The 12,446-nt window shown below is 60.5% G+C and carries 13 protein-coding genes; 9 read left to right on the top strand and 4 right to left on the bottom strand.

Annotated features, from left to right (window positions below; genetic code table 11):
• Positions 1–4: 4 nt before the first annotated feature.
• The 3 genes from L9B60_RS12145 to purE form a co-directional block, all read right to left on the bottom strand.
• A complete protein-coding gene (locus tag L9B60_RS12145; protein WP_249678938.1) occupies positions 5–250 on the bottom strand; it encodes a GlsB/YeaQ/YmgE family stress response membrane protein in 246 nt (81 codons plus the stop codon).
• 88 nt (positions 251–338) lie between these two features.
• Positions 339–1,421 (bottom strand): 5-(carboxyamino)imidazole ribonucleotide synthase, encoded by a 1,083-nt coding sequence (locus L9B60_RS12140; protein ID WP_249678937.1) that lies wholly within the window; start codon positions 1,419–1,421, stop codon positions 339–341.
• A gap of 9 nt (positions 1,422–1,430) precedes the next feature.
• Positions 1,431–1,922: a 5-(carboxyamino)imidazole ribonucleotide mutase gene (purE, locus tag L9B60_RS12135; RefSeq protein WP_065758113.1), complete on the bottom strand. Its 492-nt coding sequence runs from the start codon at positions 1,920–1,922 to the stop codon at positions 1,431–1,433.
• A gap of 562 nt (positions 1,923–2,484) precedes the next feature.
• Between purE and L9B60_RS12130 the strand changes: the two genes are divergently transcribed.
• Complete coding sequence (locus L9B60_RS12130; protein WP_249678935.1) at positions 2,485–3,717, top strand: MFS transporter; 1,233 nt, start codon at positions 2,485–2,487, stop codon at positions 3,715–3,717.
• A gap of 108 nt (positions 3,718–3,825) precedes the next feature.
• On the opposite strand, the gene L9B60_RS12125 is transcribed toward L9B60_RS12130, so the two are convergent.
• Positions 3,826–4,746, bottom strand: coding sequence for a LysR substrate-binding domain-containing protein (locus L9B60_RS12125; RefSeq protein WP_249678933.1), 921 nt, complete (start codon positions 4,744–4,746; stop codon positions 3,826–3,828).
• A 167-nt stretch (positions 4,747–4,913) separates the two neighbouring features.
• On the opposite strand from L9B60_RS12125, the gene L9B60_RS12120 reads away from it, so the two are divergent.
• The 8 genes from L9B60_RS12120 (at position 4,914) to L9B60_RS12085 (ending at position 12,446) form a co-directional block, all read left to right on the top strand.
• Positions 4,914–6,338 carry an aspartate ammonia-lyase gene (locus L9B60_RS12120; protein ID WP_249678931.1) on the top strand — a complete coding sequence of 475 codons (1,425 nt, stop codon included), beginning with the start codon at positions 4,914–4,916 and terminating at the stop codon, positions 6,336–6,338.
• Positions 6,339–6,753: 415 nt separating this feature from the next.
• The gene (locus L9B60_RS12115; protein ID WP_249678929.1) at positions 6,754–7,605 is read left to right on the top strand and encodes an ABC transporter ATP-binding protein; all 852 of its coding nucleotides are present in this window, start codon (positions 6,754–6,756) and stop codon (positions 7,603–7,605) included.
• A gap of 38 nt (positions 7,606–7,643) precedes the next feature.
• Positions 7,644–8,630, top strand: a complete 987-nt coding sequence (locus L9B60_RS12110) for an ABC transporter substrate-binding protein (RefSeq protein WP_249678928.1) — start codon at positions 7,644–7,646, stop codon at positions 8,628–8,630.
• A gap of 27 nt (positions 8,631–8,657) precedes the next feature.
• Positions 8,658–9,434 (top strand): ABC transporter permease, encoded by a 777-nt coding sequence (locus tag L9B60_RS12105; protein ID WP_249678926.1) that lies wholly within the window; start codon positions 8,658–8,660, stop codon positions 9,432–9,434.
• Complete coding sequence (locus tag L9B60_RS12100) at positions 9,434–10,195, top strand: SDR family oxidoreductase (protein WP_249678924.1); 762 nt, start codon at positions 9,434–9,436, stop codon at positions 10,193–10,195. Before L9B60_RS12105 ends, L9B60_RS12100 begins: the two co-directional genes overlap by 1 nt.
• Before the next feature lie 13 nt (positions 10,196–10,208).
• Positions 10,209–10,748, top strand: coding sequence for a cupin domain-containing protein (locus L9B60_RS12095; RefSeq protein WP_249678922.1), 540 nt, complete (start codon positions 10,209–10,211; stop codon positions 10,746–10,748).
• Positions 10,749–10,752: 4 nt separating this feature from the next.
• Positions 10,753–11,622, top strand: coding sequence for an alpha/beta fold hydrolase (locus L9B60_RS12090; protein ID WP_249678920.1), 870 nt, complete (start codon positions 10,753–10,755; stop codon positions 11,620–11,622).
• Positions 11,619–12,446, top strand: coding sequence for an IclR family transcriptional regulator (locus tag L9B60_RS12085; protein WP_249678918.1), 828 nt, complete (start codon positions 11,619–11,621; stop codon positions 12,444–12,446). The genes L9B60_RS12090 and L9B60_RS12085 overlap by 4 nt, the downstream gene beginning before the upstream one ends.

Genomic DNA, 12,446 nt, shown 5'->3' with positions numbered 1-12,446 from the left:
AAAGTCAGTCTTTTTTGATCATGCCGTAGATCACCAGCAGCACAATTGCGCCGATCAGCGCACCCAGGAAGCCAGCGCCCTGCCCGGCCTGGTAGATACCCAGGGCTTGGCCGCCGTAGGTAGCCGCCAGCGAGCCGCCGATACCCAGCAGGATGGTCATGATCCAACCCATGCTGTCATCGCCAGGCTTCAGGAATCGAGCCAGCAGGCCCACGATCAAGCCGATGAAAATGGTGCCGATAATTCCCATGTGATTTCCTCTATCTGGATGAATTGCCAAAGCCTAGTCAGCGCTTTGGCATCCTGCCATCTGAGGGTTACAGGAAATAATCGTTCCCTCAGGCGTTGATCAGTGTTTCCACTTTCTTGATCTGTGCCTGCAAGATTTGCAGGTCGGCGCTGCGGACAGTTGCATGACCGACCTTGCGGCCGACCTTGAAGGCTTTGCCGTAGTGATGCAGGTGGCAATCGTCGATGCTGATCACTTTATCGACTGCCGGCACTTCGCCAATAAAGTTGAGCATAGCGCTCTCGCCAACCTTGGCAGTGGAGCCCAGCGGCAGGCCGGCAACGGCGCGCAGGTGGTTCTCGAACTGGCTGCACTCGGAGCCTTCAATGGTCCAGTGCCCGGAGTTGTGCACACGCGGGGCGATTTCGTTGGCCTTCAGGCCGCCGTCCACTTCAAAGAACTCGAACGCCAGCACGCCCACGTAGTCCAGCTGCTTGAGCACGCGCAAGGCGTAGTCTTCGGCCAGGCCTTGCAGCGGGTGGTCGGTGCTGGCAACCGAGAGGCGCAAGATGCCGCTTTCGTGAGTGTTGTGCACCAGTGGGTAGAAGCGCGTTTCGCCATCACGGGCGCGCACGGCAATCAGCGAGACTTCACCAGTGAACGGCACGAAGCCTTCCAGCAGGCAAGGCACGCTGCCAAGCTCTGCGAAGGTGCCCTCAACGTCTGCGGCAGTGCGCAAGACCTTTTGGCCCTTGCCGTCGTAACCCAGGGTGCGGGTTTTCAGCACCGCCGGCAGGCCGATGCTGGCCACCGCGGCGTCCAGGTCAGCCTGCGACTGGATGTCGGCGAAGGTCGGCGTCGGCACGCCCAAGTCCTTGAACATGCTCTTTTCGAACCAGCGGTCACGCGCGATGCGCAAGGCTTCGGCGCTCGGGTACACCGGCACGAACTGCGACAAAAAGGCCACGGTCTCGGCCGGCACGCTTTCAAACTCGAACGTCACCAGGTCGACTTCGTCGGCCAGCTGGCGCAGGTGGTCCTGGTCGCCGTAGTCGGCGCGCAGGTGCTCGCCCAAGGCGGCGGCGCAAGCGTCAGGCGCCGGGTCCAGGAACGCGAAGTTCATGCCCAGCGGGGTGCCCGCCAGGGCCAACATGCGGCCCAGTTGGCCGCCACCGATTACACCGATCTTCATGTCGAAACCTCAGGCCTGACGCGGGTCTGGATTGTCCAGCACGCTGTCTGTCTGCTCTGCGCGAAATTGCTTGAGCACGGCGTGGAACTGCGGGTGCTTGGCGCCCAGGATGCTCGCCGAAAGCAGCGCGGCGTTAATCGCGCCGGCCTTGCCGATGGCCAGGGTAGCCACCGGGATGCCCGCAGGCATCTGCACGATCGACAGCAGCGAGTCGACGCCCGAAAGCATCGACGACTGCACCGGAACGCCCAGCACCGGCAGGTGGGTCTTGGCGGCGCACATGCCTGGCAGGTGGGCAGCGCCACCGGCACCGGCAATGATCACCTCGATGCCGCGGCCTTCAGCTTCCTCGGCATACTGGAAAAGCAGGTCCGGCGTCCGGTGGGCAGAGACCACCTTGACTTCGTAAGGGATACCGAGCTTTTCCAGCATATCGGCGGTGTGGCTAAGGGTGGACCAATCGGACTTGGAGCCCATGATCACGCCAACCAATGCACTCATCGTCGAGCCTCTTCTCTTGGGCGCCCGCAGGCGCGTCAAAAAACAACAAGCCACGCGGGAAGACCGGCGTGGCTTGTTATGCGAATTATAGCCGGTCGAGCCGGCCAAAGGCCGCGCAGTATACCGCAAAGATGGGGGTTGAATGCACCTTCCATCAGCCCCCGAAACAGCGATTTAACTGACCCGAAAGTCAGCCTGTAGGAGCGGATTGATCCGCGAAAATTGCACCGCGCGGCGTCAGGAATTCGCAGGCGCGCTTTTCGCGGATAAATCCGCTCCTACCGGGGGCTGTGCGGCGCTTTCGACTTGCGCGCAGCAATACAGCGGACTGAGAGGCAATACCATGCCAAACCTGCCAGGCCACGGCCAGTTCACCGCGGCCACTTGTAGGAATTTTCTGAAAAACCCTACTGGCTTGCCTTGGTACTTGTACCCCTTGCGCGGGACATCCTACCCTCCATTCGTCGCTGTCCCTTGAGCGGTCGATTTTTGGAGCCTTTAAACATGGCTTGTACGACCATCCGTATGACGCGTTTTACTACCCGAAACTGAGTACGTCAAAATGACAATTAAAGCACTTGCTGGCGACACTCAATACAAATGGGTTGTCCTTGCAGTGGCAACGCTGGCGCAAGCGTGCGCCTGTTTCTTTGTGCAAGGTTTTGGTTCAATTGCCTTGAACATCAAGCAGGCGATGTTATTGAGTGATTGGCAAATCGGCTTATTGGTATCCGCCGCTCAGCTCGTTCCGTTAGCGGGATTACTTGTGGCGGGTGAATTGCTTGATCGTTACAGCGAGAGATTTGTCGTAGGCATCGGTACGTTAATTGTTGGCGCCAGTTTGTGTGGCGCTTCAATTGCCAGTGACTACAGTATATTGCTGATGTTATTTGTGATATTAGGGTTAGGCTATAGCACTGCTCAGCCAGGTGGTAGCAAGTCTGTCTCGGGTTGGTTCGCAAACAAGCATTTAGGCTTTGCCATGGGCATTCGCCAAGCCGGCTTGCCCCTTGGTGGCGCCGTAGCCACGTTGCTCTTACCCTACATTGCGCAGCGCTTTTCTTTGCAGTCAGCATTTTTCTACAGTGGATTAATCGCGATCGCCGGGGGGCTGTTTTTTATGCTTCTGTATCGGCCGCCGCCGCTCAAGTCGGCGCAGGCCAAAAAGTCGGTTAATTTGAAAGCAGCTGTCGTTGCGAGGCTTTCAATGGCGAAAGAACCTTCAATGATAAATATAATGATGTCGGGTGTATGCTTAACGGCGTCGCAGTACGGCATATCGGTATTTTTAGTCCTCTATCTATACACCTCCCTGGAATTAACTAGCTCCTTGGCAACGACAATGTTTTTCATTGTACTGGGCTTTGGTGTGATCGGCAGAATTGTCTTGGCTGCGTGGAGCGACCAGTGTCGACACGGTCGTTTTTTTCCCGTACTCACCTGTTTATGTGGTGCTGCGATTGCATTACTTTTACTGCCGATATTGCATACTTCAAATTCGTTGATTTTAGCGTTATACATGGCATTTACTGGTTTTTTTACGTATGGGTGGTATGGCCCTTGGGTTGCCTATATAGCCGATTCGGCACCAGCAGACCGGAAAGGTTTTGCACTCGGAATGGCAATGACCGCCAACCAGATTGGCGTGGTACTGGTGCCGCCAACCATCGGTTTGGCCAAGGATGCTCTTGGGACCTACTCGTATGGTTGGTACGGGCTGGCGCTGCTTTCTTTATGGGTGTTTTATAACACTCAGAAACGGGCAAAAATGGGCGCAGTTACGGCCGATCGGTAAGCTGTGACCCCTGATAAATCCTACGTTATTGCAATGTGCGGCGTGGCTGTAGTTCGCAAGCGTCGCCCGCACACAGCGGCCTGTTTGCGGGCGACGCTTGCGAGAGTTTCACGCTACCTGGACCGGCGTTTGCGCAGCCCCACCCTCAAGCTTGCGCCACAACAACCGCACGTTGGCCTTGCGCACCAACGCACAGCGATACAAGCGAATTTCCAGCGGCACGTGCCATTGCGGGCCCCCGCACACCACCAGTTCACCCCGCTCCAGCTCCGCACGGGCACTCAACTGAGGCACCCAGGCAATGCCCAGGCCTTCCAGGGCCATGCTTTTCAGGCTATCGGCCATGGCCGTTTCATACACGGTGGTAAAACGCAGGTTGCGCTGGCGCAGCAACAGATTAACCGAGCGGCCCAGGAACGCGCCGGCGCTGTAGGCCAGCAGCGGCACGCTGGCATCGCCTTCCAGGTCGAACAGCGGCTTGCCGTCGGCATCGGCGGCGCATACGGGGAGCATCTCGGTATGGCCCAGGTGCAGCGAAGGGAAGATTTCTGCGTCCATTTGCAACGCGGCATCCGGGTCGTAGAAGGCCAGCATCAAGTCACAGCCGCCTTCACGCAGCGCATGCACGGCATCGCCGACGTTGGTCGCCACCAACCGCGTGGCGATGTTCAGGCCTTCATTGCGCAACTGGGCGATCCAGCGAGGGAAGAAGCCCAGTGCCAAGGAGTGCGCTGCGGCGACTTGCATGACCTCGCCCTGCCCGCCTTCAAGGTGATGCAGGTGGCGCAGTACTTCGCCCAGTTGCTCGACTACCGTGCGCGCCGTGACCAGGAACAGTTGCCCCGCCGCCGTCAGTTCGATCGGCGTGCGCGAGCGGTTCACCAGTTGTAGGCCAAGGGCGGTTTCCAGACTGCGGATCCGCCGGCTGAAGGCGGGCTGCGTCACGAAGCGCCGCTCGGCGGCCTGCGAAAAGCTGCGGGTTGCGGCCAGGGCACTGAAGTCCTCCAGCCATTTGCTCTCAAGATTCATTGCGACCTCCGGGGCGCCATACGTTCGATCAGCTGATCGCGTCACAGCAGCTATTATGCCGTTTATGCATACGGTAGTGTGCAACAGCATTGGCCGCCAATCGGCCACAGGCCTAGCATTGGCAGTGTTCCGGCAAATGCCGGGTCCACATTGAGATAATCTCTATCATGTCCTCTGCTGCATCACTGCGCATCGAAAAAGACCTGCTTGGCGTTCTCGAAGTCCCCGCTGAAGCGTACTACGGCATCCAGACCCTGCGAGCGGTTCACAACTTCCGTCTCTCGGGCGTACCGATCTCGCACTACCCCAAGCTGGTCGTGGGCCTGGCGATGGTCAAACAGGCCGCCGCCGATGCCAACCGCGAGCTGGGCCACCTCAGCGCAGCCAAGCACGCCGCCATCAGCGAAGCCTGTGCACGGCTGATCCGCGGTGACTTCCACGAGCAGTTCGTAGTGGACATGATTCAAGGCGGCGCTGGCACTTCAACCAACATGAATGCCAACGAAGTCATTGCCAACATCGCGTTGGAGGCCATGGGCCACCAGAAGGGTGAGTACCAGTACCTGCACCCCAACAACGACGTGAACATGGCGCAGTCGACCAACGACGCCTACCCCACTGCCATCCGCCTGGGCCTGTTGTTGGGCCACGATGCGCTGCTGGCCAGCCTCGACAGCCTGATTCAGGCATTCGCCGGCAAAGGTGAAGAATTCGCACACGTATTGAAGATGGGCCGTACCCAACTGCAAGACGCCGTGCCGATGACCCTGGGCCAGGAGTTCCGCGCTTTCGCCACCACGCTGACCGAAGACCTCAACCGTCTGCGCAGCCTGGCACCGGAACTGCTGACCGAAGTGAACCTGGGCGGTACCGCCATCGGTACTGGCATCAACGCCGACCCGGGCTACCAAGCCCTGGCCGTGTCGCGCCTGGCCACCATCAGCGGCCAGCCGCTGGTACCCGCCGCCGACCTGATCGAAGCCACCTCCGACATGGGCGCCTTCGTGCTGTTCTCCGGCATGCTCAAGCGCACCGCGGTCAAGCTGTCGAAGATCTGCAACGACCTGCGCTTGCTGTCCAGCGGCCCACGCACCGGCATCAACGAGATCAACCTGCCGGCTCGCCAGCCAGGCAGCTCGATCATGCCAGGCAAGGTCAACCCGGTGATCCCGGAAGCCGTGAACATGTGCGCCTTCGAAATCATGGGCAACGACCTGGCGCTAACCATCGCGGCCGAAGGCGGCCAATTGCAGTTGAACGTGATGGAGCCGCTGATCGCCTACAAGATCTTCGACTCGATCCGCCTGTTGCAACGCGCCATGGACATGCTGCGCGAGCACTGCATCGTCGGCATCACCGCCAACGAAGCACGCTGCCGCGAGCTGGTGGAACACTCCATCGGCCTGGTCACCGCACTGAACCCGTATATCGGTTACGAGAACGCCACCCGCGTGGCCCGCATCGCGCTGGAAACCGGCCGCGGCGTTCTGGAACTGGTCCGTGAAGAAGGCTTGCTCGACGACGCCATGCTCGCCGACATCCTGCGCCCGGAAAACATGATTGCTCCACGCTTGGTGCCTTTGAAGGCCTAAGCGGTACCACGCTCACCAGGTCGAGGGACTAGACACCTCTCACCTTTTGAGGGCCCCGGTTAATAGCCGCGGGCCCTTTTTTTATGCCTGTTATTGGCCAGGATCTGGGTAGATGAAAAAGGGCAAAACCTTTCATTTTTCACCCATGAAACAAACTGGCACTTAGCCGCCATCCCCGCCGTTACTTCAAAAAGCACTCTTTTCTCGCAACTACACATTCCACGCCCGAGGACTGTGCAGTTTCGTGCCATATAGAAAACCTTGTTTCATATATGAAACGCTCATTAAACAACCGTTTTCTTATAACCATATGATTAAAGACAGGTTTTTTAATTAATCTGGCTATTAAACGAGCTGGCATTGTTCATGCACTAAACACCGTATCACCTATAAAACAGACCAGAGAACTTACCCAATGGCTGTGAAAGAGTTGTTCGCCATCACCCCGCAATGGAATGACCCCACTCCAAAGGAACACCTGGAACCGACCGAGATCGAGTTCCGTAACGTCGGCAAATGCTTCCCGGCCAAAGGGCAGAAAGAAGCTCCTTTCGCCATCCGTGGTGTGAATTTCAAGATTCGCCGTGGCGAAGTGGTGTCCATCATCGGCCCATCGGGCTGCGGCAAAAGCACCATCCTGAACATGGGCTCGGGGCTCTATCGCCCGAGTGAAGGCGAAGTCTTTGTGGGCGGTGAGCCGGTAACAGGCCCCGTGCGCAAGGTGGCTTTCATGCTGCAAAAGGACCTGCTGATGCCTTGGCGCACCATCCGCCGCAACGTGGAGCTGGGGCTGGAGATCCAAGGCATGCCCAGGGATCAGCGCAAGGTCATCGCTGAAGATCTGCTCAACCGCTGCCACCTGCAAGGCTTCGCCGACCACTACCCCTTCCAGTTGTCGGGTGGCATGCGCCAGCGGGCAGCCCTGGCGCGGACTTTGGCCATTGATCCGCAGGTGCTGTTCCTCGACGAGCCGTTCTCGGCCCTCGATGCGCAAACCAAGATGATCCTGCAGCAGGACATGGCGCAGATGCTCCACCAGGAAAAGAAAACTGCGCTGTTCATTACCCATGACCTGGTGGAAGCCATCGCCATGTCCGACCGCCTGCTGGTGATGAGTGCCCGCCCCGGCACCATCGTCGAAGAAATCGTTGTCGACCTGCCCTTCCGTGAGAACCCGCTGGAGCGCCGCAAGCTGCCGGAAATCGGCCCGCTGGCCGGGCGCCTGATGGAGCTTTTAAAAGTCGGCGAAGACAGCGACCTGCATTGATCCACGCCACACGGCCATCAACGAATTCAGGAGTCAGTATGTTCAAGTCCTTGCTCACCACTTCACTTGCCGCGCTGGCCTTCAGCGTAGCGCTGCAGGCCCAGGCCCAGACCGACGTCACCTACCTGTTGCCGGCGCCGCCGAACTCGCCGGCGTTCGCGCCGTGGATCATCGCCAAGGAAAAGGGCTACTACACCAGCAAGGACCTGAACGTAGAGTTTATTGCCGCCAGGGGCGGGGTCGACGTGGCCAAGCAGATTGGCGCCGGTAACGCCATGGTGGGCGGCGCCATTGGCGATACCCCGATCGTGGTACGCCCCAACGGCATCCCGGTGCGCGCGGTGGCCGTGTTGGGCGCCGGTGGCGTGACCATGATTGCCACCAATGCCGACGAGCACATCAACGCCATCACCGACCTCAAAGGCAAGACGCTGACGGTGATGTCCTACTCAGATACCACCTACTACGCCCTGCTGGCCTCGCTGCGCAAAGCCGGCCTGAGCAAGACCGACGTGAACATCCAGGCTGCCGGGCCTGCCGGCGTGTGGCAGTTGTTCTCGGCGAAAAAAGCCGAAGCCATGGCCGGCGTGCCGGACTGGATCATCGATGCCCAGGATGCCGGCCTCAAGGTCAGCCTGATCCCTCAGGAGCAAATTTTTGAAAGCATGGCCCAGGCGATCCTGGCTTCCGACGACGCCATCAAAAACCACCCGGACGTAGTGCGCGGCGTGGTGCAAGCGACCCTGCAAGGCATGCGCGACATCATCCAGGACCCACACGCTGCCGCGGCCACCTTCGCCAAAGCAGTACCGGCCTACGCCGGCAAGGAAGCGGCGCTTGAGCGCACCTTCAAACTCTACATCGACCACGTCTACGCCAACCAGACCGTGCTCGGCCAGATCGACCCGGCGCGCCTGGACAAGGTCCGCCAGTTCTACGTCAGCGAAGGCATCGTCAGCAAGGAGCCCAAGCTGGACGACCTGTACACCAACCAATTCATCGAAACCACGACGGCCGCCAAGTAGCCGCGGGACATAGAAGGTACGCAACCGATGAAAAGCCTGAACAATTCCGTGCTCGGCAGCACGGCCCTGATGATCCTGTTCCTCGCCGCCTGGCAATGGGGCCCTGGCCTGCTGGGCATGCCGGAGTTCGTGATGCCCAAGCTCAGCCGCGTGGCGCAAGAAAGCGTGGTGATGTGGCAGTCCAGCAGCCTGCTGCAACACACCCTGATCACCGCGTTTGAAATCATCGTTGGCTTCGGCCTTGGCGCCCTGCTAGGCGTGATGATCGGCGTGTCGCTGGGCTTGTCGCCTGCCGCCGAAGCGATGCTTTCGCCCTACATCCTGGCCCTGCAAATCGCCCCTAAGGTGGCCTTCGCGCCGCTGTTCGTAATGTGGCTGGGTTACACCATTTACCCGAAGATCCTGATCGCCGTATTGATCGTGTTCTTCCCGGTAATGATCAACGTGCTGTCGGCGATCCGTACCGTGGACCCGGACATGATCAACCTGGTGCGCACCATGAACGCCAGCCGCTGGCAGATCTTCCGCCTGGTGGAGTTCCCCTCGGCCATGGCCGCACTGTTCTCCGGCCTGCGCATTGCCTCCACCCTGGCGGTAATCGGCGTGACCGTCGGCGAGTTGGTTGGCGGCAATCAGGGCCTGGGCTTCCTGCTGGTGGACGCTGAAGGCCAAGGCAACACCAGTGGCGTGTTCGTCGCCATCGTGATGCTCACCGTGATTGGCGTACTGGCCTACGGCGCAGTGGTCTGGGCCGAGAAGCGCGTCCTGCACTACATGCCCAAAGCCATGCTGAGTACCCAATAATGACAACCCATCGACTACTCGAAGGCCGCCGCGTGCTGGTCACCGGTGGCGCCCGCGGCCTGGGCTTCGCCTTTGCCCAGGCGCTGGCCACGGCCGGTGCTCGCGTGGTGATCGCCGACATCCTTTCCGAGCGCGTGCAACAAGCGGCAGCCGAACTGCAAGCCCAGGACCTGGACGTGAGTGGCGTAACCGTCGACCTCGCCAACCCGGCCTCCATTACTGCCTGCGCGGCCGAAACCGTGCAGCGCCTGGGCGGCCTGGATGGCCTGGTGAACAACGCCTCGATCACTAACTCCGGCGGCAAAACGTGCGAAGAGCTGAGCATCGACACCTTCGACCAGGTGATGCAGGTGAACGTGCGCGGCACCTGGCTGATGACCGTCGCCTGCCTACCGGCACTGCGTGAAAGCGGCCGCGGCGCAGTGGTCAACCTGGCGTCGGACACCCCCTTGTGGGGCGCAACCAACCTGCTGGCCTATGTCGCCAGCAAGGGCGCGGTCATTGCCATGACCCGCAGCCTGGCCCGCGAGCTGGGCAAGGACAACATCACCGTCAACGCCATCGCCCCCGGCCTGGTGTTGGTGGAGGCCACTGCCTACGTGCCCGAAGCACGCCACCGCCTGTACACCGAACAACGCGCCCTGCAACGCGCGCAATTGCCCGACGACGTCAGCGGCGCGGTGATCTTCGCCCTTTCCGACCTTGCCCGCTTCATTACTGGACAAACCCTGCCGGTCAACGGCGGGTTTGTCATGCCTTGATAAGGAGACAGCCATGACTGATCTATCCGTGCAACAAGATGCCCCGAAAAGCTGGGAACGCCCAGAAGGCGCCAGCCTGGAAAGCTGGATGCAGAGCCGCGTCGCCCGTTACCAGACGCGCAAGTACGACTGGAACGCGCTGAAGTTCCAGGCCGACTACGACCCCAAGTTCCGCCGCGCGCAAATGCGCTACATCGGCACCGGCGGTACGGGCGTCAGCACCGACATGAACACCATCCCGTCAGAGAACTTTACCTTCTCCACCATGGTGATCCCGGCCGGCCACGAAGGCCCACCGCACCTGCACACCGACGTGGAAGAAGTGTTTTTCGTGCTGCGCGGCAAGCTCAAAGTAGTGATCGAGCAGAACGGCGAGCGCTACGAAACCATCCTCACCGACCGTGATGTGATTTCGGTGCCGCCAGGCGTGTACCGCGAAGAGATCAACATCGGCGATGAGGACGCACTGATGTGCGTGATGCTTGGCGCGAAAAAGCCCGTTACCCCGACCTATCCGCCAGAACACCCCCTGGCCTCGATCAAGCGCGGATAAGACCATGCTCAACGCCACTGAAAACCCGACCGTTGCACTGCAAGGCCTGCTGGACAGCCGCTTTGCCCAGCGCACACTCAAGCTTGATGGCTGCCAACAAGCCGTACGTGAAGCCGGCGACGGCCCCGTGATCGTCTTGCTGCACGGCATCGGCTCGGGCGCGGCGTCGTGGTTGGAAGTGGCATTGCAGCTTAGCCAGGGCGCCCGGGTGATTGCCTGGGACGCCCCCGGCTATGGCGACTCCACGCCATTGGCGCCCGCTGCACCCACTGCCGAGGACTACGCCGCGCGACTGCTGCAAACCCTCGACGCCCTGAATATTGAACGCTGCGTGCTGGTAGGCCATTCACTGGGGGCCATCACCGCCGCTGCGTTCAGCCAACTGTACCCGCAACGCGTCAACCGCCTGGTGTTGCTCAGCCCAGCCCGAGGCTACGGCGACCCAGCGCGCGAAACCCAGCGCCTGCAGGTTCGTGCCAAACGCCTGCACAGCTTGGAAACCCTTGGTATCCCGGCCATGGCCGAGCAACGCAGCAGCCACATGCTGTCCACTCGCGCCAGCGCCAAGGCCCTGGCCTGGGTGCGTTGGAACATGGCGCGGCTAAACCACCAGGGCTATCGCCAAGCCATCGAGTTGCTGTGCGGTGATGACCTGTTGCGCCACACCCCACTCAGCGTGCCGTGCGAAGTGCACTGCGGCGAAGCCGATTCCATCACCACCCCCGAGACGTGCCACAGCCTGGCCAAAGCCTTGGGCGTGAGCTTCACCCTGATTCCCGATGCCGGGCACGCCAGCCCCATCGAACAACCCTACGTGGTGGCAGGCCGCCTGGCCTTTGCCGTCCAGCAATCCATGACAGGTAGCGCTCAATGAATGACTCGGATCTGACCAAAGACGCCCAGGACAAGTACATCGTGCCCGGCCTGGAACGCGGCCTGTTGCTGCTGTGTGAATTCAGCCGGCAAAACCGCACCCTCACAGCGCCCGAACTGGCCCGTCGCCTGGAGCTGCCGCGCTCGACCATCTTCCGCCTGCTGACCACGCTGGAGACCATGGGCTTCGTCACCCGTACCGGCAACGAATACCGCCTGGGCATGTCGGTGTTGCGTCTGGGCTTCGAATACCTCGCTTCGCTGGAACTCACCGAGCTGGGCCAACCGTTGCTGGCGCGCCTGTGCGACAAGCTCAACTACCCCAGCAACCTAGTGGTGCGCGACGGCCGCTCGATCGTTTACGTGGCCAAGGTTTCGCCACCGTCGGTGTTCTCCAGCGCCGTCAACGTGGGCACCCGCCTGCCCGCCCACGCCACCGTGCTGGGCCGCATCCTGCTGGAAGATCTGTCCCTGGCCGACCTGCGCGAGCTGTACCCGGAAGAGCATCTGGAACGCCACTCCGACTGCACCCCAAGCACCGTGCTCGACCTGTTCGACCTGGTACAGAAAGACCGTCAGCGCGGTTTTGTCAGCGGCGAAGGCTTTTTTGAATCGGCCATTTCCACAGTTGCGGCACCGGTACGTGACCACACCGGTGGCGTGGTCGCGGCCTTGGGCGTAACCATTCCGACCTCGCAGATCGGCCACGTCAACTTTGAAGAAACCCTGGCCCAGGTTCGCCGCAGCGCCGATGAACTCTCGCGCCTGCTCAACTACACGCCCCACCAACACCACAACCGCGTCACTGCGCTGATGAGGGATTGA

Origin of the sequence: Pseudomonas abieticivorans, assembly GCF_023509015.1 — a bacterium.
GTDB classification, from domain to species: Bacteria; Pseudomonadota; Gammaproteobacteria; order Pseudomonadales; family Pseudomonadaceae; genus Aquipseudomonas; species Aquipseudomonas abieticivorans.
The sequence above is the reverse complement of the archived record's forward strand: the minus strand, read 5'-3'. Positions and strand labels throughout refer to the sequence as shown.

Excerpts from the sequence above, each read along its gene's own strand:
- L9B60_RS12090 (WP_249678920.1), top strand. The coding sequence starts at position 10,753 with ATGCTCAACGCCACTGAAAACCCGACCGTTGCACTGCAAGGCCTGCTG.
- L9B60_RS12125 (WP_249678933.1), bottom strand. The coding sequence starts at position 4,746 with ATGAATCTTGAGAGCAAATGGCTGGAGGACTTCAGTGCCCTGGCCGCA.
- L9B60_RS12140 (WP_249678937.1), bottom strand. The coding sequence starts at position 1,421 with ATGAAGATCGGTGTAATCGGTGGCGGCCAACTGGGCCGCATGTTGGCC.
- L9B60_RS12145 (WP_249678938.1), bottom strand. The coding sequence starts at position 250 with ATGGGAATTATCGGCACCATTTTCATCGGCTTGATCGTGGGCCTGCTG.
- purE (WP_065758113.1), bottom strand. The coding sequence starts at position 1,922 with ATGAGTGCATTGGTTGGCGTGATCATGGGCTCCAAGTCCGATTGGTCC.
- L9B60_RS12100 (WP_249678924.1), top strand. The coding sequence starts at position 9,434 with ATGACAACCCATCGACTACTCGAAGGCCGCCGCGTGCTGGTCACCGGT.
- L9B60_RS12110 (WP_249678928.1), top strand. The coding sequence starts at position 7,644 with ATGTTCAAGTCCTTGCTCACCACTTCACTTGCCGCGCTGGCCTTCAGC.
- L9B60_RS12115 (WP_249678929.1), top strand. The coding sequence starts at position 6,754 with ATGGCTGTGAAAGAGTTGTTCGCCATCACCCCGCAATGGAATGACCCC.
- L9B60_RS12130 (WP_249678935.1), top strand. The coding sequence starts at position 2,485 with ATGACAATTAAAGCACTTGCTGGCGACACTCAATACAAATGGGTTGTC.
- L9B60_RS12120 (WP_249678931.1), top strand. The coding sequence starts at position 4,914 with ATGTCCTCTGCTGCATCACTGCGCATCGAAAAAGACCTGCTTGGCGTT.
- L9B60_RS12105 (WP_249678926.1), top strand. The coding sequence starts at position 8,658 with ATGAAAAGCCTGAACAATTCCGTGCTCGGCAGCACGGCCCTGATGATC.
- L9B60_RS12085 (WP_249678918.1), top strand. The coding sequence starts at position 11,619 with ATGAATGACTCGGATCTGACCAAAGACGCCCAGGACAAGTACATCGTG.
- L9B60_RS12095 (WP_249678922.1), top strand. The coding sequence starts at position 10,209 with ATGACTGATCTATCCGTGCAACAAGATGCCCCGAAAAGCTGGGAACGC.